The organism is Candidatus Babeliales bacterium (assembly GCA_041660205.1).
Classification (GTDB): domain Bacteria; phylum Babelota; class Babeliae; order Babelales; family Chromulinivoraceae; genus JACPFN01.
The window spans coordinates 58,891-82,092 of the sequence record JBAZWT010000005.1; the positions used below are offsets into that span (position 1 = coordinate 58,891).

At 36.8% G+C, this 23,202-nt stretch carries 19 protein-coding genes; 5 read left to right on the forward strand and 14 right to left on the reverse strand.

What is annotated here, in order from left to right:
• Positions 1–86 precede the first annotated feature (86 nt).
• Genes WC747_02680 through WC747_02690 form a run of 3 tightly spaced genes read left to right on the forward strand, consistent with a single transcriptional unit; the run spans position 87 to position 2,876 of the window.
• Complete coding sequence (locus WC747_02680; GenBank protein ID MFA5998895.1) at positions 87–956, forward strand: metal ABC transporter ATP-binding protein; 870 nt, start codon at positions 87–89, stop codon at positions 954–956.
• Positions 943–2,040, forward strand: coding sequence for an iron chelate uptake ABC transporter family permease subunit (locus WC747_02685; protein ID MFA5998896.1), 1,098 nt, complete (start codon positions 943–945; stop codon positions 2,038–2,040). The genes WC747_02680 and WC747_02685 overlap by 14 nt, the downstream gene beginning before the upstream one ends.
• Positions 2,037–2,876, forward strand: coding sequence for a metal ABC transporter permease (locus WC747_02690; protein MFA5998897.1), 840 nt, complete (start codon positions 2,037–2,039; stop codon positions 2,874–2,876). The genes WC747_02685 and WC747_02690 overlap by 4 nt, the downstream gene beginning before the upstream one ends.
• Before the next feature lie 84 nt (positions 2,877–2,960).
• Here the strand turns inward: WC747_02690 and WC747_02695 are convergent, their stop codons facing one another.
• The 4 genes from WC747_02695 to WC747_02710 all read right to left on the reverse strand — a co-directional run bounded on the left by WC747_02695 (position 2,961) and on the right by WC747_02710 (position 9,675).
• Positions 2,961–6,503 carry a hypothetical protein gene (locus WC747_02695; GenBank protein MFA5998898.1) on the reverse strand — a complete coding sequence of 1,181 codons (3,543 nt, stop codon included), beginning with the start codon at positions 6,501–6,503 and terminating at the stop codon, positions 2,961–2,963.
• 89 nt (positions 6,504–6,592) lie between these two features.
• A complete protein-coding gene (rsmA, locus tag WC747_02700) occupies positions 6,593–7,387 on the reverse strand; it encodes a 16S rRNA (adenine(1518)-N(6)/adenine(1519)-N(6))-dimethyltransferase RsmA (protein MFA5998899.1) in 795 nt (264 codons plus the stop codon).
• Between the two features lie 4 nt (positions 7,388–7,391).
• Complete coding sequence (locus WC747_02705) at positions 7,392–8,450, reverse strand: rod shape-determining protein (protein ID MFA5998900.1); 1,059 nt, start codon at positions 8,448–8,450, stop codon at positions 7,392–7,394.
• Positions 8,451–8,478: 28 nt separating this feature from the next.
• The gene (locus WC747_02710) at positions 8,479–9,675 is read right to left on the reverse strand and encodes a hypothetical protein (protein MFA5998901.1); all 1,197 of its coding nucleotides are present in this window, start codon (positions 9,673–9,675) and stop codon (positions 8,479–8,481) included.
• Positions 9,676–10,002: 327 nt separating this feature from the next.
• On the opposite strand from WC747_02710, the gene WC747_02715 reads away from it, so the two are divergent.
• Both WC747_02715 and WC747_02720 read left to right on the forward strand, forming a co-directional pair.
• Positions 10,003–11,091 carry an NTP transferase domain-containing protein gene (locus WC747_02715; GenBank protein ID MFA5998902.1) on the forward strand — a complete coding sequence of 363 codons (1,089 nt, stop codon included), beginning with the start codon at positions 10,003–10,005 and terminating at the stop codon, positions 11,089–11,091.
• 7 nt (positions 11,092–11,098) lie between these two features.
• A complete protein-coding gene (locus tag WC747_02720) occupies positions 11,099–12,349 on the forward strand; it encodes an exonuclease SbcCD subunit D (protein MFA5998903.1) in 1,251 nt (416 codons plus the stop codon).
• A gap of 8 nt (positions 12,350–12,357) precedes the next feature.
• Here WC747_02720 and WC747_02725 read toward each other — a convergent pair whose 3' ends face one another.
• The 10 genes from WC747_02725 to rlmB form a co-directional block, all read right to left on the reverse strand.
• Positions 12,358–13,242, reverse strand: a complete 885-nt coding sequence (locus WC747_02725) for a hypothetical protein (protein ID MFA5998904.1) — start codon at positions 13,240–13,242, stop codon at positions 12,358–12,360.
• Positions 13,239–14,270: a hypothetical protein gene (locus WC747_02730; protein ID MFA5998905.1), complete on the reverse strand. Its 1,032-nt coding sequence runs from the start codon at positions 14,268–14,270 to the stop codon at positions 13,239–13,241. The genes WC747_02725 and WC747_02730 overlap by 4 nt, the downstream gene beginning before the upstream one ends.
• Before the next feature lie 104 nt (positions 14,271–14,374).
• The gene (locus WC747_02735) at positions 14,375–14,902 is read right to left on the reverse strand and encodes a pentapeptide repeat-containing protein (GenBank protein ID MFA5998906.1); all 528 of its coding nucleotides are present in this window, start codon (positions 14,900–14,902) and stop codon (positions 14,375–14,377) included.
• A 118-nt stretch (positions 14,903–15,020) separates the two neighbouring features.
• Entirely contained in the window at positions 15,021–17,561 is a 2,541-nt protein-coding gene (secA, locus tag WC747_02740) for a preprotein translocase subunit SecA (GenBank protein MFA5998907.1), read from the reverse strand.
• Between the two features lie 27 nt (positions 17,562–17,588).
• On the reverse strand, positions 17,589–18,302 hold the full coding sequence (locus WC747_02745) for a polyphenol oxidase family protein (GenBank protein MFA5998908.1): 714 nt from the start codon (positions 18,300–18,302) through the stop codon (positions 17,589–17,591).
• A gap of 31 nt (positions 18,303–18,333) precedes the next feature.
• Entirely contained in the window at positions 18,334–19,491 is a 1,158-nt protein-coding gene (gene ftsZ / locus WC747_02750) for a cell division protein FtsZ (protein MFA5998909.1), read from the reverse strand.
• A 19-nt stretch (positions 19,492–19,510) separates the two neighbouring features.
• A complete protein-coding gene (ftsA, locus tag WC747_02755; protein ID MFA5998910.1) occupies positions 19,511–20,743 on the reverse strand; it encodes a cell division protein FtsA in 1,233 nt (410 codons plus the stop codon).
• Positions 20,744–20,753: 10 nt separating this feature from the next.
• Positions 20,754–21,437, reverse strand: a complete 684-nt coding sequence (locus WC747_02760; GenBank protein ID MFA5998911.1) for a hypothetical protein — start codon at positions 21,435–21,437, stop codon at positions 20,754–20,756.
• A gap of 154 nt (positions 21,438–21,591) precedes the next feature.
• Entirely contained in the window at positions 21,592–22,239 is a 648-nt protein-coding gene (locus WC747_02765) for a hypothetical protein (protein MFA5998912.1), read from the reverse strand.
• 46 nt (positions 22,240–22,285) lie between these two features.
• Positions 22,286–23,050: a 23S rRNA (guanosine(2251)-2'-O)-methyltransferase RlmB gene (gene rlmB, locus WC747_02770; protein ID MFA5998913.1), complete on the reverse strand. Its 765-nt coding sequence runs from the start codon at positions 23,048–23,050 to the stop codon at positions 22,286–22,288.
• Positions 23,051–23,202 lie beyond the last annotated feature (152 nt).

A 23,202-nucleotide genomic window follows, 5' to 3' on the forward strand; every position in this document is an offset into this window, starting at 1 on the left:
AAACAAAGCCAATTTCCCGATTCAAATATTTCATGATATACTTACAATTGTTGTTTGTTATTCTCGCTTAAAATCAGTTTTTTCACATGATCGACTTAAAAAATAATGCCAATTTAATGCTGGATACCCGGGATTCCGCCTCCGTTAAAACTACGGAACGGACAAGCAAGCCCGCCGCGCCCGCCGAAGCTATCGGCGAAGGCCGGGAGTACGACGAGTGCGCCATTGCTGTAAAAGATCTCACGGTTGCCTACCATGAAAAACCGGTTATATGGGATCTTGATTTTTTTGTTCCAACAGGAACATTACTAGGCATTATCGGGCCTAATGGCAGCGGAAAAACAACACTTCTTAAATCTATTCTTGGAATTATACAACCGACAACCGGTTCTATAAAAATTTTTGGTCAGCCGTACAATCACGCTACGCACAGCATCGCTTACGTTCCTCAGAAAAGTTCTGTTGATTGGTCTTTTCCAACCGATGTGTTTGACGTAGTGCTCATGGGTCGCTATGGACATCTTTCACTCTTCAGACGCCCTACACAAAAAGATCGCGAAATTGCTGACCAAGCTTTAAAAATGGTTAATATGGAGCAGTTTGCCACTCGACACATAAGTCAACTTTCTGGCGGGCAACAGCAACGCGTTTTTCTTGCTCGAGCACTCGCGCAGCAAGCTGATATCTTTATTTTAGATGAACCTTTTGCTGGAATCGATATCGTTACAGAACAAATTATTTTAAAACTTTTACAACAACTACGCGACCAAGGCAAAACAATTATCGTTGTGCATCATGATATAACTACGGTAAAAAAATATTTTGACTGGACGTTTTTGATGAACATAAAGCATATTGCTTTAGGACCAACAGAAACAGTTTTAACGCCTGAAAACATTGCGCTCACTTTTCAAGCACCTAATCTTTTTAATGATGACGTCAATGATTCAATTTGATCAAACACTACTTTTAATTCTTTGCGGAACCGGACTTCTTGCGATCAGTTCTGGAATTATGGGTTGCTTTGTACTACTTCAAAGAAAAAGTTTATTTGGTGACACGATTGCTCACGCAACGCTGCCAGGCATTGCTGGAATTTTTTTACTTACAAGTAGCAAGCTCCCTTTGATGCTTATGCTCGGAGGCATTATTTCTGCCGGCATTGGAGCTCTGGCAATCAATTATATTATCCAAAACTCAACACTCAAAAAAGATACAGCGCTTGGCATCGTGCTTGCAACTTCGTTTGGACTCGGCACCGCGCTACTCAGCAAAATTCAAACATACCCAACAGCTCATCAAGCCGGCATCGCAAAATATTTACTCGGTAATGCCTCAACGATTTTATACAGTGACTTTTATATGATTGTAGCCGTCATGGCAGTAAATCTCATATGCTTAAAACTATTTTTCAGCGAGTATAAGATTTTTTTATTCAACCCAGAGTACGGCAAAGCTATAGGCGTTCCCACGCAAAAAATATCTCTACTTTTAACCATGACAACCATGCTGACTATTGTTGTCGGACTGCAAACTGTCGGCGTCATACTCATTAGCGCACTTTTAATAGCACCTGCTGCAGCAGCTCGTCAATGGACGGAAAGTTTTTCAACAATGATTTTTTTAAGCTCATGTTTTGCAATTTTTTCCACAATAACTGGAACCCTTTTAAGTAGCGCAGTAGTTCACTTGCCAACAGGTCCAACCATTGTAGTCATTGCAACACTAGTTACTTTTCTATCAATTTTGATCGCTCCACGCGGAGTACTTACAGAGTGGCTTACAAAAAAATCACAAGTTAAAAAAATTCATGCATTAAAAATGCTTTCACATTTTATGCTATTTAATGAAAGCAAAACAGATCCGTACCATCCGCACGATGTCAAAGCCCTTCAAGTCATTGGTAAACAAGCTGCAAAGGCAACACTGCTTTACCTTGAAAAGCAAGGCTTGATCGAATCAACTCAAAAAAACTTCTGGCGACTTACGCCCAAAGGTTTTGCATGGGCAATAAAGCATCATAAGGGGCACGCATCATGATAAATATTATTTATCTGCAACTGCTTGTAACTGCGCTACTCGTTGCCGCATCCTGCGCCCTGCCTGGCACTTTTTTAATTTTACGCGGCACAAGTTTGATGAGTGATGCACTTGGTCATGCTATTTTACTCGGCATTGTTCTTTCATTTTTTATAGTAGGCAACCTGCATTCCCCTTTCATTTTTCTAGGGGCAACGATTACAGGAATTGTCATGGTAGCTTTTATAGAACTGCTCATTTACAGTAAACGACTCAAGCCTGATGCTGTCATTGGAATTATTTTTCCACTGTTATTTTCTGTCGCCATTATCTTAATTAATTTATATGCAAGCACGATTCATATCGACATTGATGCTGTACTGCTCGGCGAACTTTCATTTGCTCCATTTCACAGCTTAACGCTCTGGGGCCATGACGTTGGACCTTATTCAATCTGGACTATGTCTATTATTTTAGCTGTTAATATCATCACGATTGCAGCACTTTATCCAGCTTTAAAGATCGCAACCTTTGATAAAGATTATGCAACTCTGCTCGGGTACCCTACGCACTTGATTCATTACGGACTCATGATGATTACATGCATTACCATTGTAGGCGCCTTTGAATGCGCTGGAGCAATCTTAGTTGTTGCCTTTATGATCATTCCGCCAGCAACAGCATACCTTCTTACCAAGCGATTATCGCACATGTTGATCACCGCTTGCCTGCTTGGACTTATCGCTGCAGTGGTTGGTTGCATCGTTGCGCATATGTTTAATGTTTCAATTGCAGGATCGATTGCAACCGTGAATGGTTTCTTATTTTTTTTAACACTGTTTTTTCATAGACGCTAATATTTCATAAGTAGTCATTCAAAAAAAAGAGGCATTTCTAATTGAAAATGCCTCTTTTTTAATAAAATTAAAGAAATCAAAAATTTATAAACGAGGACCTGCGGACGAAGTAAAATCATGCTCTTGCATTGTATTTTGCCTTTGTTCTTCTGCTTGACGCGCTAATTGTTCTTTTTGGCGCAATTGCTCCTGCTGCACTTCTTTCTGACGTTGTTGTTTCATTCTTTCAGTTATTTCCCGTCTTTGATTTTTCGATAATTTCACCTTAGTTTTTATTTTTGCTTCTACTTCTTTTCCAGCAATTGAAACTGGCGCATATAATTTTAACTCTTCTAATCTTTGCTTATCAGAATCATCTGTTGCCAAATTCGTTAGACGGTCAACTTCTGATTGAGTTATCATTTTTTTATCAACTAAACTTTCAATTGCTGCCGCAGCATAATTTCGAACATTGCTATCAGAATCCACCATGCGTTTTTCAATCAATGACAGTAGCTGTGGCACCTGGTCCAATGTTATTAAATCTTTATTTATTAAATTTATAATTACTAACACAGCATCCTTTCGAACATCAATATCAGGATCCACCATGCCTTTTTTAATCAATGGCAGTAGCTGTGATACTTGGTCCGATATTATTAAATTTTTATCAATTAGACTTTTAATTACTGACATAGCATTAGACCGAATACGAACATCTGAATCGATCATCGCTTTTTCAAGCAATGGCAGTAGCTGTGGTACTTGGCCCACTGTTATTAATTTGTTATATATTAAATTATTAATTGCAGACATGACATCAGATCGAACATATTGATTTAAATCATTCATCACTTTTTTAAGCAATGGCAGCAGCTGCGATACTTTATCTGACTTTATTAAATTGTTATTTATTAAATTTGTAATTACTGACATAGCATTAGATAGATCATATTGACCTGAATCACTCATTCCTTTTTCAATCAATGGCAGCAGCTGTGCTACTTGATCCACTGCTATTAATTTGTTATATATTAAACTCTTAATTGCTGACATAGCATCAGATCGAACAGATTGATTTAAATCACTCATCCCTTTTTCAATCAAAGGCAATCCTTGCTCTACTGTTATTAATTTATTATCTATTAAACTCTTAATTACTGCCATAACAGTAGATCGAACATGATCACTTGAATCACTCATCCCTTTTTTAACCAAAGGCAATCCTTTCTCTACTGTTATTAAGTTATTATCTATTAAACTCTTAATTACTAGCATAGCTTTAGATCGAACACCATCACTTGGATCACTCATCTCTTTTTCAATCAAAGACAATCCTTGCTCTACTGTTATTAATTTATGTTCAATCAATTTCACCAATGACATTAGAAGAACTTTACCTTTATATTTAGCATCATGTAGTTGTAAAGCTCCTACAATAAAATCACCTAAACCCGCTTCTTTTAAATTAGATCCAAAAATTATAACTAAGCGTTCTAAGTATGTTTGATCCTCAACAAAACAAAAACTCCTGATCAAAGACCGAACATAACTTTCTTCTGCATCCGTTAAAATTGTTTGAGATCCAAGTATCGTGCTAAAAGCATCATATCGCCGATCAATGTTTAAAACTGATACGTCTTTGTATAAACACGCTGCTCGTAACTCTTGTGACAATTGGTCCATTTTTTTTAGTCTTGTTCCAACTATTGCTGCAACAGTTGCCTGACTTGTCGCTTCAGGTACTTCAAGATTAATATTCAATTTTGCTGCATCTTTTATTGAAACATATCCATGAGCTTTATCATGCAAATGTATTGTAAAAATTCCTGCCTTTGTTTTTATTGGAATTTCAATTGATTGTTTACCGTCTAATGCTTCAAGACTTACTTGCGGCTCCCATCCTAATTTTTCACACATTTGTTTAAAATAGGTTGATGCAAATTTTGGATCAAAAATATCCGTCTGATTATCAAATAATTTTAAGTCAAAAATATGATTCATGGTTACGAGTACGTTTGATGCATTTGGCATCATCTCTGCACAAACAAGGCCTGAATTTTTTGGCACTAACCAGTAAGTTCGATCGCCTACCTTTTGAATTGGCAATTGATATTTTTTACCGTCAATCTCAAGCTCATGTGTTGGTAGACCCTCAGGAGCTACATCAACAGGTATTACTCCATCACAAAAGTTTCTTACTTCTGAGGAAAAATTATTTCCTTGTCCATCGCCAATGCGGTTATAACTACATCCAGGAACATTTTCTATAACTTGAGTCCATGCTTGATGTACTTTACTATTACCAACTTCTGAAGACTGCCCGCAAAGTCCATTTTCTGACCCGTAAAATTCTTTAAAACTTGGATTTAAACTAAGTCCTTCTGGCGACACTCCAACCTTACCCTCAGAAGGTTTATACGTTACTATATTTGCCAGCATACGGATCGTAGTATCCATACAATCTTGAAATGATATACCCTTATAATCAACGCCTTTATTTTGTGTTACTTTAGGAAAAGCAGATCCATAATTTTCATGGTACGTATAAACTGATAATAAATCTGCCAACTGATCAAAATCTGAAGCATTAGTTTTTGCTGCAAGAATCTGAGATATCTCTTCAGTACTATATTCTGGCTTTTGAAGTAAAGCAGCCATTTCATCTTTTCTTTCTAAAAACTTTTCATCTCTCAAAAATCCCTTAAAATAATCCAGCAAATCTTGTCGAGTATTTGATTTTTTAAGCATAAAGCCGAGCAAAATCCCTTCTGGAGTATTTTCTGCATACAATCGATGAGCTCCCATAGTTTCTTGAATTGATCCCGCCAAAGAACTAACAAATGGCTTCCAATCTTTTTCCTGAAACAACTGCTGGCTTGATCCATTTTTTAATTTAAAACTCATGCATACATCATTTAATTCCTGCTGCAAACTACTGCCTGCAAAATCTCTTAATGCAGGATCTACTAATTTTTTCGACAAAGTTTTATGTCGTTCCAATTCTGCATCTTTTAGTTTTAACTCAGACTGTAATTCTTGCAGGTTACTTTTTACTACCTGAACATCTGCACCTTTGGCAGCTTTTGCTGCTGTTTTTGCCTTTGTGATTTGAGAGTTCAACACTTGAATCTCTTTGTCCAACATACTTTTCTTTGCTTCATGATCAGTTTTTTTTAAAGATGCTTCCTGCTTTAATGCAGCCATTTTTTCTGGATCTGCAGAGGCTTCTTTCCATTTCTGTACAACTTGTAAAATTTTTCCAATATGCTCTGGCTCGACGTATTTTACTGGGTTACCATCAGCATTGGTCACGTTAAATGTTCCACCAGCTATATGAAACATCGACATAATTAAATTTTCTGTTGCACTATTTTTTCCCATTTCTTGCGCAAACTTTGCTAATTCAGGATTATCAGATACTGCTTCAGGATTTTTATCTAAAACTTCTTTCAATTCTGCTGTTTGCATTCTTGCACTCAGCTTGTACCACTGCTCTGCAATACCCCATTCCAAAAATGACAATCCCATTACCGGACTATAATCTGCTGGCACAATAGTATGTGTACCTTTCAACAATTTAATGTTAATTGCTTCAACTGAAAGACAGTTAAAAATAGCCACAAAACTTAATAATATTTTCTTCACTGAACTTCTCCTTTAAAAAATTATCTTTTTCATAAAAAAATAGGCCCGAATTCAATTACTGAACTCGAGCCTATAAAAAATTAAATTAGTTAAGCAATCAATAGCTGCCAAATTTGTAAAAACTCTTCCATTGAAAGTTGCTCAGATCGTTTTTTCAATGTTTGCTCATCCAATTTTTCTATATCAAAATGTGATTGAGCTAGATTATTGCGAAATGTTCTACGCGGTTGCACAAAACACAATTTAATAAACTTCCAAAATTCTTCTTCGCGTTCAATAACTTGAACAACTTTTTTGGGTTTAAAATACAATAATCGAGAAAAAACGTTGGGCGCTGGATAAAAAGCGTCAGGAGCAATTTTATCCATTAACTTCCAATCAAAATAATGTTGAAAATACAAAGAAGAATAGCCATGACCGCGTCCAGAAGTTTTCACAATTTTTTGCGCAACTTCTTCTTGAATCATAATCACACCTTCCAAAAACATTTCTCTATTTTTTTGTAGTAAATACAAAATTGGAAACGTTATTTGATACGGAAGATTTGCTAAAAGAACCCAAGGTGCTTCAGGCAAGAGCATGTCCCATGAAACATCTAAAATGTTATTTTCAATCACATGCAGCCGGATATCTGAACCGTACTTATTTTGTACATGCTCAGCCCATTGCCCATCAATTTCAAAAACTTTCAATTGTTTGCACGGACCTTCAAGGATTGCTCCCGTCAAAATTCCTTCTCCGCATCCAATTTCCATAACAGAAATAGTATTATCCAAATGCACAGCAGAAATCATTCGATCGACATACGTTCGATCTACTAAAAAATGCTGGCCATATCTCTTCTTTAATTCAATACCTTGGAGGCGTGGTTTATTGTAATTCATAGTATTAATCGATTAACGCATCTTTGAAAAATTCAAGCTGCTCAAGTACTTTTCCAGCACCTTCAACCACACACAGTAATGGATTTTTTGCTATGCGCACAGGAATTCCTGTTTCTTTTGCAAGCAATTTATCCAAACCACGAAGAAGCGAACCTCCTCCAGCCATTACAATACCACGATCAACCAAATCTGAAGATAATTCTGGTGGTGTGTTTTCAAGTGCAATACGAACAACGTCAACAATGTTTGAAATTGTTTCAAGTAATGCTTCATTTACTTCACCGTCAGTGAGCGTAATTGTTTTTGGTACGCCAGTTACTAAGTCACGACCTTTAACAGAAAGCGTTTTTGATTCGCTACCAAGCATTACTGTGCCAATTTCCATTTTAATAACTTCACCAGTGCGTTCACCGATGAGCAAATTGTATTTTCTTTTGATATAGGCAACAATCGCGCGGTCCATTGCGTCCCCGCCAACACGAATTGATCTACAAAATACAGCACCACTCAAAGTGATAACTGCAACTTCTGTAGTTCCTCCACCAATATCAACAACCATGCTGCAAAACGGCTCATGAATCTGAAGACCTGCTCCGATTGCTGCTGCCATTGGTTCAATAATTGTCATAGGTTTATCGCGTGCCCCAGCTTGTTTTGCCGAGTCAATAACTGCACGACGTTCAACTTGGGTAATTCCAGATGGTACTGCAATAATCATACGGGGTGCTACAAGCGTGCGACGATTATTGTGAACTTTTCGAATAAAATAACGAAGCATTGCTTCGGTTAATTCAAAATCAGCAATAACTCCATCACGTATCGGACGACATGCGGTTATGCTTTCTGGAGTTTTTCCAAGCATTTCTTTTGCAGCTTTTCCCGCAGCAAGAACTTTTTTCGTACTATTTTTAATAGCTACGACAGACGGTTCATCAAGAACGATTCCTTTATTGCGAACATACACAAGCGTATTTGCTGTTCCTAAATCAATTGCGATATCATTTGAAAACAAACTTACCCATTTACGCGCAGGCAAAAAGTTTTTGAACATTGTTTTGATCATCTAAGTCTCTTATTTAAAATTAAAGTTATTAAAAATTAAAGTTACAGCCAATGGACACTCTATTTGTCTTAGCAAAACCCCTTCCTCCCAAATGATTCATTGGAATATCCCATGTAAAATACACAATTGGACGATACTCCCACGTCTTATCGTGCCCTATGTCATAAAATAATCGAATAGTTGCGTATTCTTGAGTCCAACCTGAATAGTAATTCATACTTTTCAACTTTGGTGTTAATGTTGAATTTTTGAATTGGGCTTTAAAGGTATCATGATCATGGAAAGATAATGTATATTTTGCTTGCGCGCCAAATCCTGCACGCAAATCTTCAAAAACAAAATAAGCAGATATGCTGAGTGTTGGATCGAAATTAACACCGATAGAACCAATCACAGGCGCAAATAAAGGTTGTTCATTTCCAACAGGAATTCTTCCAATAAAGCATTTATTTAATCGCTGTGTGAATCGACCTTGAATTCCAAACTTTAAATCTTCTCTCAATTCAAATTCAGCACGTGGAGCAAAGAACCAACCCCATGATGATCCGTACGGACCACCGAAAGGAATCGATGCTATGTTGGCTGTATTTTCTTGAGTTCCACTTGGAATAATAAGCCCAAGATACATACCCCAATCTATTTTTCTAAATTTAAATCGATATTCATGTACATCATAAATATTTAAATATACTACAACATCGCCAACACCAACTTCATTGAAAGTCGTACTCGTAATTCCTAGCTCTTGATACATTTGTTGAATCGTTTGCGTAAATAAAGCCTGGTTACCAGGAGTCTTTAAGTTTAATTTTGTAATCGTTTCATCGGTAGGAACAAGAGAAACCATTGAATTCAAATTCATCACAAATGCTGATGCACCAATTCCAATATGATCTGTTAAAGATGCATAACCAGAAAGAGCGATACCTTGACCTTCAAGCGATGAAGGCATATTAACATCAAAATCAGCAAGCCATAGCCAATCTGCAGGAATTGGGTTTGTTAAACCGACGGCAACCATCGAATTACCAACTTCTGCTAGCTGCAGCTGACCCCATAATTCTGGATATGAAATAATTTGCTCGTCTTTAGATGCACGAGACTGATGACGAAACGCGTCACCGCCTGTTACAAAAAAACCTTGAACATCTAGATTTGAATGTCGACTGTCAGAACCAGTATATAATTGATCGAACCATGGGAAGTACCTATTATCCCAGACCATAGAATAATTACTTTGATATATAGTTAAAACCAAAAGAAATTTGATTTTAAAAAAACGCCGAAAACTTGTTGCTACGATCACTTTTTATCCTTAGATACAAAACATTTTTTGAAACAGAAAATTGTTACTTCTATTTTAAATCATTTTGAGCTTTTTCAAAACTCTTTTTGTTGAAAAACCAAAAAGAATATTGTTTTTATAAATTAAAAAATAGATTGTCATGATTCTATATTTAAACTTATACTACAATTTAATATATTTCTCGATGAAAACAGTTTCGATGACAAAACTTACATAAAGATTATAAAGGTACACAAAGGAGATCTCATGTTAGAAAATTTGCAAGCAATTATCCTTGCTGGTGGAATATCAGAACGATTTCAAACAGGAAAAACAAAATTAATTGAAAAAATTTGTGGCACGGAAATGATTTTATATCCGGTCAATCTTCTCAAATCCCTAGAAATCCCCACAATAATCGTTGTTGGTTTTCAGCATGATCGCATTAAAAAAATAGTTCAGCAGCATAACGACAAAATAACATTTGTGCTACAGCAAGAGCCTCTTGGAACTGGTCATGCAACACAACTTACTAAAAACATTTGGTCACAAGATCACATTCTTTTAATGAACGCAGATATCCCCTTAATCACTCCAGACATCATTAACAAATTATATCGCCAGCACATCAAAGCTGATGCAGATATTAGTTTTATAACTGCTCATAGCATGGGACTTGATTCCACAAAATATTCTCGCGTTTCTTTTGACAATAATAAAATTCAAGTGACAGAAGGTCCTGACAATATTGAAAGTGATGATTCTGATCAATGCTGTATCAGCGCAGGAATTTATATTGCAAAACGATCTTTTTTAAATCAACACATTGATAAACTTTCCAAAAATGAAACAACTGGCGAATTTTATTTACCGGAATTAATTAAAATCGCAAGTGATCATCAATGCAAGGTTATTACAACACCCGTCTCTTTTGATATTGTTCGAAGCGTTGATACGCTTGCAGATCTTTGGGCTATTGAGCACATCAAACGCTCTCAACTAATGCTTCATTGGATGGATCGTGGTGTACGATTTGCAAATACTTTAAATGTTTTGATCGATGAAACTGTTCATATTGAACCAGGATGTTATATTGGATCTGGGGCTTTACTTCTTGGAAAAACTACCATTAAATCTGGAACAACCATCGGTGCTTACAGCCACATTGAAGATAGTATCATAGAAGAGCAATGCTCGATTCCGTCTCACATGATCATCACGAGATCAACGATAACAAAACAAACAATCTTGCAATCGTTTTCCTTAATTGATAGCCAGATTACCCAAGAAAAGACAGAATCAACGTTTACCGGCGCTCGAAAAACAGTACAAGCAACTCAACAACAGGATTTTTAAAAATTTTATGATCCGATTTATTCACACAGCAGACATCCATTTTGGAATGGAAAATTATGGTAGAATCGATCCACAAACGGGTATTCATTCCCGCTTGCTCGATTTTAAACAATCATTTGATACATGCGTCGATTATGCTATCGAGCAAAGCGTAGATCTTTTTGTTTTTGCTGGTGATGCCTACAAAACAGCAAATCCTAGCCCTACGCAACAAAAACTTCTCATGCAATCTTTTATGAAACTCTACCGAGCTCGCATCCCTGTCGTCATCGTGGTGGGAAATCACGACAATCCTTTAAGTTATGGTAAAGCTAACGCGCTTGATATCTTTGCTCATCTTCCCGTTGATGGTTTTTATGTATTTGCTAAGCCGGAAAGCATGACCATTCAAACAAAATCTGGCCCTGTTCAAATCGTGGGAATTCCGTGGCCAAACCGGCACAACGTTTCTATTAATTTTGCTCATTTTGCACAAAGTGCCACAGAACTGACCAAGCACATATCAGACAGCCTTGCAACAATCATTACAAAGCTTGCTCAAGATTTAAACTCCGATATCCCTGCAATTTTAGTTGGTCATTTAACGGTCAGCTCAGGAATTTTTTCAGGATCGGAAAAGCGTGCCGTTTATGGACATGATCCAATTTTACTTCCATCACAGCTTGCAATCAAACCTTTTGATTATGTCGCGCTCGGACACTTGCATCGTTTTCAATGCGTTAACGAAGGCGATCCTATTCCTGTTGTGTATTCTGGATCAATTGACCGAATTGATTTCGGGGAAAGAAAAGAAGGCAAAGGATTTTGCGACGTTACCATTCAAGAAAAATACAACACAACTTTTACTTTCGTTCCGATTGAAACGCGACCATTTATTCAAGTTGATGTATCTTTAAACGAGCAGGATGATCAAACTGAGCAAATTCTAAAAGCTCTGGAAAAATATTCTATTTCCGATGCTATTTTAAAAATTACCTACGAAATTCCGACAACATTAACCGATATGGTTGATGTGAAAAAAATTCAAAAATATTGCTTTGATGCGATGCACATTGTTGGAATTATTCCCATTCGCTCAATTCAAACTCGAGCACATCGAGATCTTTTAAGAAACGAAATGAATCTTGAAACTCTTTTACAAACGTATTTTGAGTCTCAAGATTCATTAAAAAAACGAGCAACAATTTTAACAGAAAAAGCTCTGCGGCTTGATGAGCTACAAGAAGCTTGCGATGGTGCTTCTCACGAAGAAATCTAAATGATATATCAAACGTTTAATTTTATTTCTTTATTTCCAAGCGGAATAATATCAATAAATTCACGGACCGTTTGATTGTGCGCACTCAACATTTTTTCTAATTTTTTACGATTTAGACGATCGATAATTGAAGCGCGACATTCGGTCAAAGGTTTTAATTTGGTAGGTTCTTTTTCTGTAAGTTTGTACAACTCAAACTCTCCATCTATTTCACGGATTAAAGTTTGATTTGCGTCCATACCTAAAACAAATTCTTTGTCTTTTGCTATGTCATCGGTAGCTATGCGAATTGCAGAACTCCAAGGTACAGTAAGATTATCAGCCTTACCAGTTGAAACAAATGATTCTATCTGACTTTTCACAGTTTCTCGAGACGCCTGTTCATATGGAATATGAGCAATTGTAATATCAACCCAACCTTCTATGAATTCAGGAAACTCGTTATAGTACTCACTAATTTCATCATCGGTTGCAACAAGCTGAGACTTGAATTTGTAATGCGTAAAGAATTCTTGAACATATTGATCATGCAATAAAGATAAGCCTTCAGGTGTCGTTCTTCCAACTTCTGCAAACATTGTTGTTAGATCAGCATCACTTAAATTATTTTGAGTCTTTAAGCCGTCAATATATTTTTGTGCAGCTGCAGGCTCCATAGGCATTTTTTCAGCAATTACTTGTTGGTTCACAATGTCTTGTTGGATTTGTCGCTGTATATCAATGAATTTTCCATTAAGATCGCGTTTCCAAGATGCATCTGTATCAACCAATGGCGTATTGCGCTCTGGGCCACAAACAACACATTCTATTTGATCAAGCAAAATGAGTTCTGCCTGAACTAAATCAGGCAGAACTACAAATAAACTTATGAGAGTAAGTTTTGTTATTTTCATACTTTTACCGGCATTGCTCCATGAACCATTTCTTCATCATCTGACTCATCAAACTCTGACTGACCAGCTGCTGGTTCTGATTGCTCTAACGCAGCACGTTTTCTATTTTCTTTTTCTTCGAAATATTTGTTATTTTCAACAACATTCATTTCTGTTTTCAATTTATCTACTAACTCTTCAAGTTGTTTTTCTTTGCGCTCGTCAGTAAGCATTTTTCTCAAACCATGTTGTATTTCTGGAGTTTTAAGATCGCGATACTTCGCTTCAGATTTTCCAGCTGCAAATAGTACCCAGTATGAATCGTCTTCAGCTTTTAACATATGAACTGATGGGAACTTTTTAAAGCTTAAAACAGCGCTTTTAATTGACGGGCTAAAAGAACTTTTTTCGTTGATTACAGAATCACCAGCTTTTTGTTTGCTTTCTTCTGCCGAAGTTTTAAAAGCACTAGCTTTTTTGAAGCCTTTTACTTTTTCAAAAAACTTTTCAGCTTTATCTTTTGATTCAAAACGTACGAATGATGTTTCAACGCCACCAGCTGAAAGCGTTAATGCAGGAATAGAATCTTTTTTATCTTCGTAGAATCTTGCAAGATCAGAATCGCTAATATTGATTGGATGTGCTTCATCAAAGTGTTTCATATAAAGTTGCAAGTCCATAGCTTCATGCAACTGATTTCTTTGTTTTTTGAAATCTTCAGTTTTGTCGATGCCTTGTTTTTGCGCCCAAGCTTTCATAAGCTTAGCTGTTGCCATACCACGGAATACAAAATCTTTTTCAGCGTTTGGCATCATCTGGAGCAACATATCAATTTGTTGATTTGCTTTTCGAGCCATATCTAATTGTTCTTCATATTCTTGTACTGTTAAAGCTGGAACACCGTCGATAGTAAGTAGTGCATCACTGCTTGAAAATGATGATACTTCTTTATTTGCTGAGCCAAAAGGCCACCATGCACAACCAGGAATAGTCAGTGCTGCTACGACGATGAATGCAGAAATTGCGAGATGTTTATTTTGAAACTTCATGAATTAGATCCTTTAGGATATTAAGATGAAAATACTACTTCTTAATAAAGGATTATAACAAGATTACCCAAAGTTGCAAAAATCATTTTTCACCGATTACGCCATTATTTTTTAGCAGGACAGCCACAAGAAGCTCCTGAACATATTGTGCCATCAGGCATTGTAGCTCCACAAAAAACAGCTGTAGCCATATTTTTAACGCCCTTTAAATTTGCCCCTGTAAGATCTGCTCCTGCAAAATTAGCAAACATGATATCGGTTCCTGCAAAATTAGCACCTTGCAAAATAGCTCCTGCAAAATTAGTAGAAACTAACAGCGCGTTTGAAAAATTAGCTTTAGTCAAATCAGTCTGTTGTCCAATTGTATGAGTTAAAAAAGGACTGCTTGCAGGTTTCGTGGGAGTGTTAAAAGCAGCTCCAGAAAGTTGCGCATTGCTTAGATTAATTCCTTTTAATGAAAGATGTGCATTACTTGCGTCAAACCCGCCAGATCCTCGAAAGTCAGCGCCTGAAACATTAATTTTTTTAACTCCTTGAGCTATTTGCTGTTTCAACACTTTAATTTGATAAGGATTATACGCTTCAACATTAAACACAGTAAGCATGGCAAAAATACAGATTAATAATTTCATAAAAGTTCCTTTTTTATTAAGTGTTATAAAAAAATAGCATGATGAATTTTTTTTCATCATGCTATTTTTTTTACTTTCTATGCAAGATTTACAAGCGAAGGCTTTACAAGCGAAGGCTTTATAGCCCGCAACATTTTTTAAACTTTTTGCCAGAGCCACATGAGCAAGGTTCATTTCTGCCAACCTTATCCTCATCACGCTTAGCAACTTCTTGTTGTTTATCAGATTTTTCATTATCGCCAGAAATCATTTTCATTTCATCCAGCTCTCTTTCTCGGCGTTCAATCAATTTACGCTTATCAAACATTTCCGGTTTGATATGGAATATATGGCGTACAATATCAGCTTGAACATCGCGCATCATTTCTTCAAACATGCTGAATGCTTCTTTTTTATATTCAATCAATGGATTTTTTTGAGCGTTTCCACGAAGACCAATGCCTTCTTTGAGATGATCAATGTTAATCATATGCTGCTTCCAAGCTTGATCTATAGTTTCAAGCATGATCCATTTTTCGGCATCTTGAATATCTTCTGCGCCAATTTGGTGACGGAATTCGTCATATTTTAAAAGTACAAAGTTAACAAGATCACGCTCAAAGTCATCAGTATTTGTCATTGAAAACTTTTCTTTTTTAAGCATGTCTAAAGGAAGTCCGATACTAAGTGATAACTGCTCAAGAATATAGTCTGCTTGAGATTGAGTTATTGATCTAGCTGGGCAATGCACAGCAATAAGATCGCTGATTGTTGCATTGATAAAATCTCGAACAACTTCATAAATATTATCAGAATCTTTAAGCACATCTTGGCGCAATGAATAGATAACGTTTCTGTGTTGGTTTAATACGTCATCATATTCAATTAAATGTTTGCGAGTCTCAAAGTTATGTTTTTCAACTTTCTCTTGAGAGTTTTCAATTAATTTTGAAACGGTTTTCGATTCAATTTGCTCATCTTCTTTCATACCAAATTTTTGCATGTAATGTTTCATAGAATCACCAGCAAAAATCCTGATCAGCTCATCTTCTAAAGATATATAAAATCTAGATTCACCAGCATCACCTTGTCGACCAGAACGTCCACGCAACTGATTATCGATACGACGACTTTCGTGTCGCTCAGTCCCAAGCACATACAGTCCACCTGCAAGTAAAGAATCTGGATGTAGTTTAATATCGGTACCACGACCAGCCATGTTTGTTGCAATGGTCACATGACCTGGCTGTCCAGCACTCACAATAATTTCAGCTTCTCGAGCATGTTGTTTTGCGTTCAAAACATCATGAGGAATGCCTTCTTTTCTTAAAACATCACTTAATCTTTCTGATTTTTCAACTGCAATAGTACCAACCAAAACTGGCTGTCCTTTTTCATGACGCTCTTTAACATCTTGCACGATAGCTGCAAATTTTGCTTGTTCTGTTAAAAAAATCAGATCGTTTTTATCATCACGAACCATAACTCTATTGGTTGGAATCGCAACGACTTCAAGCTTATAAATTTTAGACAGCTCTTCAGCTTCAGTCATTGCTGTTCCGGTCATACCTGATAATTTTTTATAGATTCTAAAAAAGTTTTGTAATGTAATAGATGCAAGCGTTTGTGTTTCTTTTTCAATTTTAACGCCTTCTTTTGCTTCAATTGCTTGATGCAAACCATCACTGTAACGACGACCAGAAAGAATTCGACCAGTAAATTCGTCAACGATTAAAACTTCTCCATCCCTGACCACATATTCAACATCAAGTCTAAATAAAATATTAGCTTTTAGCGCCTGAATAATGTGATGAAGAATGTTAATGTTTTCAACTGCATATAAATTACTTATATTCAGCCGAGCTTCAACTTTGTCATGACCTTCTTCAGTCAATTGAATGTTGCGAGCTTTTTCATCAACTTCAAAATCGGTTCCACGAATTAAATTATGAACAACTTTTTGCGCAACTTCATATAAGTTTGAAGACCTTTCTGCCGCACCAGAAATAATAAGCGGTGTTCGAGCTTCGTCAATTAAAATCGAGTCACACTCATCAATAATTGCATAGTATAATTCGCGCTGCACATAATCTTCTTGGCGGAATTTCATGTTGTCTCGCAAATAATCAAAACCAAGTTCATTGTTCGTCACGTACAACACATCACAATCATATTGAACTTTTCTTTCATGATCATGCATGTCATTGGTAATGACACCAACGGTCAATCCTAAAAATTCATACATAGGTCTGTTCCACTCAGAGTCACGTTGTGCCAAGTAATCGTTCACGGTTACTAAATGTGCACCCTTGCCAGCAAGCGCATTAAGATATAATGCCAGAGTCGCTGTTAACGTTTTTCCTTCACCTGTTTTCATTTCTGCTACTTTGCCCTGATGCAATGCTATCGCACCCATCAGCTGTACATCAAACGGTCTCATGCCAAGCGTACGCTTTGATGCTTCCCGAGCAACAGCAAAAGCTTCTGGTAAAATTTCATCTAAATGTGTGCCTTGCGAAATTCTCTTACGAAATTCATTTGATTTAGCTTTTATCTCGTCATCAGATAAATTTACAATTGATGACTCTAAAGCGTTAATTTGATCAACTATCACTTGTAATTTTTGGACAGCTCGTTGATTTGCGCTTCCAAAAATTTTAGCCAGAAAATTTGTAATCATAAAGTACCCTTAAAAATCAGTTTCATATTATCGTAATGCTACAACTGTTACTTGACGCCCGGCAAGCTCTCTATCTCGTCTAAATGAGCAGAACCGAACATTGCATATACTGCATAGCCCAGCATCAGTGTATACGTTCTCAGGACGTATGCCAAATTTTTTCAATCCTTCTCGCAGCAGTAAACCATTATCGAAATAAAAAGTATTCTGTTTTTTTATAAAAGCTTTCTGTCCATAATCAAGTTTTTTAAAATGCTGCAAAAATTCTTCTGTAATATTATAACAACAAGCTTGTGCGCTCGGTCCAAAAAAACATTGGATGTCAGGTAGCCTTGCTCCGTATCTTTCTTGCATTGCCGCAAGAGCGTTTTGCACCACGCCAGCAGCAGAACCTCTCCATCCTGCATGAACTACACCAATTGTTTGAGTTATGGGATCATGCAAAATTATTGGTACACAATCAGCTGTTAAAACAACAAGAGCGCAATCTTTTTTCTGCGTTAATAAAAAATCACCTTGATACTCAAACCAGCTTTCAGATTTTTGCATAGTAATATCTTCAACCATTATTCCTTGAGCTGAGTGTGTCTGATCTAAAACAATGAAGTTATTAATGCCAAAACCATTAACAAGTGTTTTTAAAGGTAAAGAAAATCGTGATTCTTTGATTTCTTTGATAGAAAGTTCATGCTGCTTGTCGCCAAAAAACATGAACAAAGAATCACGATTTATTTTTTCCATGTAAAAAGTAGTGCCTTATAAAGTTAATGCCTTATTTTGAGTCAATGCCCTGCTGTTGTCTTAAATAAGCAGGAACCTCAAAAGAATCATCCTGAGATTTATTACTGTCTTCTGCCATAATTCTAGCAAGTTGTGGCTCTGTAAACAAACGTTTTTCTTCTTGCGGCAGTTGAGCAACAGAAGCGACAACCTTTTCAGCTTGTGCTTGAATTCCTGCCGGGGAAAAACCTGTAGCAATAACAGAGACAACCACTTCATCGCCCATAGTAGGATCGATTACTGAACCTAAAATAATATGTGCATCTTTGTTTGATTCATCATAAATCACATTTGCAGCATCATTAATTTCATGCAGTGACAAATTTGGACCACCACAAATATTAAGAAGTACACCGCGTGCACTTTTGATATCCATGTTTTCAAGCAACTGAGAAGAGATCGCTTTTTTTGCAGCTTCAACTGCTCGATTTTCACCTGAGGCGCTACCAGTTCCCATCATTGCAAGTCCCATGCCTTTCATGATCGCACGCAAATCTGCAAAGTCTACATTGATATGACCAGAGCGAGAAATAATTGAAGAAACGCTTTTTACTGATTGCATCAATAATTGATTAATCATTTCAAAAGATTCAATCATCGAAGTTGAACGATCAACAAGATTCAATAATTTTTCATTAGGAACTACGATCAAAGTATCAACTTCTTTTTTTAACGTCTCAAGAGCTTCTTGAGCAATATTCATGCGACGTCGTCCTTCAAAAACAAAGGGCTTTGTAACTACAGCAATAGTTAAAATGCCACGATCTTTAAGAGCTTTTGCTACAACAGGAGCTCCTCCTGATCCAGTTCCGCCACCCATACCTGCAACGATAAAAACGATATCAGCATCACCGAGCTGCTCCATGATCTGTTCGAGATCTTCTTCTGTAGCACGACGACCAACTTCTGGATTTGCTCCACAACCAAGTCCTTTAGTTGCTTTAACACCTAGCTGAATTTTACAGTCTGCTTTTGATTGACGCAACGCTTGCATGTCTGAGTTAGCTGCAACATAACCACTAACTCCTTCTAAACCAAAATCTTTCATGCTGTTAATTGTGTTGCCTCCGGCACCACCAATTCCTAAGATTTTAATTTTTACAAAAGAGTCATCATGCTCATTATCATGTAGCGTATCGAACTTTATCATTACCACTCCTTAAAAAGGTTTAAAAAAACTTATCTACCCAAGATCTCATTTTTGTAAAAACACGTTGCGCCATAGGTCCTTCCATCTGGTTTACGCCCACTTGTTTATCTTTTCGTAAGGCATATTTTAAAAGACCATAACCTGTCGCATGTGTCGGATTATTTAAAATTTCTGAAAAACCACAATCAACTCTTGGTCTTCCAATTCGTACAGGCATTCCCAACATTTTTTTTGCAAGCTCATCAATTCCTACCAAAAGTGAGCCACCTCCAGTAATAACTAAACCAGCTGTCATCATAGATGCAAGAGATGATCGTTTTATGTCATCTTGTAGCAGCATGAACAGCTCTAAAGCTCGTGCATGCAAAATATATCCTGCTTGTTGTTTGCTCACTTTATGAACCGAGTTACCTTGCACCGATTCAATTTCAAGTTCTTCATCGTGCTCTTGAAGCATATAACCCACAAATCCATGTTCACGTTTAAAGCGTTCAGCGTCATGCAGCGTTGCTCTCAGTCCAACTGCTAAATCTTTGGTGAAATAATTTCCCGCAAGTGGAAATACTTTGGTGTATCGAATGCTGCTTTGTTGATAAATTGCAAAATCAGATGTTCCACCACCAATGTCAAGAACGCCGACACCCAAAGATCGTTCATCAGGACTTAAAACGCCTTCCGCTGATGCTAGTTGTTCTAAAACAATATCCTTAACAGTAACACCTGCAAGCTCGCAACACTTCATTAAGTTTTGAATGGAAAAAACAGCTCCAGTAATAACATGAACCACAGCTTCCAGCCTGACTCCATGAAGACCAAGCGGATTAACCACACGATCTTTTCCATCAACCATAAAATATTGCGGTAATGCATGAAGTATTTTTTGCCCCTCTTCAATAGGTACCGCCTGCGCAACGGTCAAAACAGCTTGAATATCTGAAGGAAGTACTTGTGAACGTTTAATAGGCACAGCGCCATGAGTGTTAAAAGAATGAATATGGCTACCAGAAATTCCTACGTAAGCTTCTGAAATTGAGCAGCCAGCCATAAGCTCAGCTTCTTTTACAGCGCGCTTAATGGATTGAACAGTTCGAGCAACGTCAACAACAACACCTTTATCAAGACCGTCGGATGGCGATTTGCCAATGCCGAGTATCTCAACAGTGTCATCACTTGTTTTTTGCGCAATAAGAACAGAAATTTTAGTTGTTCCCACATCTATTGAAGTAATTAAAGAATGAAAAACTTTTGCCATAATATTTCCCCTACCTGACAATAATTTGATTATTAAATCTTAAATCATACGTAATACTCTTTTTTTTATTTTTAGAAGCAACAGGATCTTGAATCGATCTGCATAGCTCAATATCTTTTTCCTGCGGGACTTGAGTAACGGCAACTAAAAAACTTTCCCCTTGTTTATTTTTTTCATGCAAAACAATTTCGCTGTCGCTCAGCCAGTTAGTTTCAAAATTTGCTTTAATTGCTGCTGGAAGTTTTTCAAAAAATCGAACCATGCCTGGTATGTTTTGCTCGCCGTCAGCTGTTACCCTGGTCAACCCATCAACAATGTCACTGCTAAAATGATCTTTTTCGATGACGGCATCATTGTCGCAAACCACAGACTGCCCATTGAGTAAAAACATTGGCTTTTGGCCATCAAGCAAAAAACAAATTTTATCTGTTTTACACAAATGAACTTTCATAGAACTAATTTCTGGATATTGCTGACTAACTTTTGCAATGACAGCTTGTGGATCTTTTGATGCTCCATACGCTGCAGTAATCGTTGACGATATATTGGTTTGAAATGATTTCGACAATCCTTCATCCATTAAAAACACACACTGTTCTGGCAAGATTTGTTGTATGCCTGGAGTTCTTTTTTTAACTAAAAAAAATCCAATCACACATAGGATTGCTACTAAAATGTAAACCATCCACTTCATCACTTCCCCTTAACCCTAAATAACCGTGTATAGCTTTTATTGATTACTCCCTGTGTACCTCTTTTAAACTTTCAAAGTCAAGAATAAAACTAAAAAAGAAAGGCTCTCACGCACCGTAAGCGTAAGAGCCTTTACATATTCAAATATTTAACAATTAAACTTTGGTAATAACTTTATCAATGAAAGCTCCATGCTTCTTATCCATCCATGTTTCTAAAGCTTTGCGATACTGAGCCTTCATCGTTTTATATTCTTTACTTCCTTGATCAATGTTCATCATTTGACCTCTAAGCATATGAACATCAGAACTCATTCCTTCTTGAAGCGATTTGTCCACGTGCTGCATGAGATCTTCATTTTCATGAATAATTTTAATAGCCCCTTGAATCACAGAGCATGCATTATTGCATCCGCCTTCTTTTTCAACGGCCATTTCTAATAATTTCTTGAGTTCATTAAATGAAGTTGCACCTTGTCCATACACCACAAGCTTGAGCAAATCTTTCTGATTTGAAGATATCCACTGCTTTAAAAGCAATCTTCGCACCATTGAAATCTGAGAAGAACTAGTACCTCGAGCTAAAAAAATTTCAACTGGCATATCCAAGTCTATCATTTCATATGTACTCATTGGTGTTGGTTGCTCACCAGGAACTTCTTCAGCTTTAGTTTCAACCTGCTTTGGTTGCAGCTCTACAATTTCTTGTGGCACCCGCCAAAAAAATTTCCAAGTCAATAAACCAAAAATACAAGTCAACGAAAAACTTATAAAAAATAAAATTATCCAAGATCTTTTTTTCATATTTTCTCCATACAAAAAATAACCAAAAGCTACGCCGGGCAAGGGGTTATGAAATTTTATGAAATTGATTTCCCATTAAAAACATTAAAATTCCTGCAGCAACAGAAGCATTATATGAAATGTCTGCTCGACGCTGAGGCAAAAGAATACGAGTTCCGCTTTTTAAAACTTCTTTAGAAATCCCAGATTCTTCACTGCCAATAACAAGTGCTGCTGGTTGCTTATATTCAAGTGTTGCAGCATTTTCGCCTACACCAAGCGTTGCTAAATAAATCTCATAACCACGATTTTTCAGCTCTTGCATTACAAATCCCATTGATGGAGCAACAAAAATTCTTGCATGCTCTGACAAACCAGCTGAAGATTTAATTGCCGCAGCTGTCAAAGGAGCGCTGTTTTTACTACAAAGAACAATTCCGTCAACGCCTGTGCAATAAGCCGATCTCATAATTGCGCCTAAATTTCTAACGTCTTGAACACCATCAAGCACCACAATGAACGGATACTTTTTAGCTTCAAACATAGACTTTTCAAAAGGAAAAGGCGAAACAAAGAGTACAATACCTTGATGCTCAGTCGTTCCCGACATGTTATCAAGAACTTCACGCGCTACGTATTGAATTTGAATATGTTTTGGAAGAAGTGATTCGATGAGTCCCCATGATTTAACTTGAATTTTGGTCGTATAAACCATGCTTACTTTACGACGTTTTGCCTGTAAAACCTCAAGAGCAGCATGCACTCCGTAAACATAATCAGAATATTTTTCTGTAGATCTTTCAGTAGATTTTCCAGATTTATTTTTTTTCATAGGACTTTTTCCCCAAACAATACATAACGATATAGATAGGTTACCAAACCAACCCCTTTTTTTCTAGATTTAGATTGTATGATTGCGTCTTTTTTGTTTTACTACAATGAATTGTAACTGTTTCAACATCTATTTAAGGCTAAATAAAAACC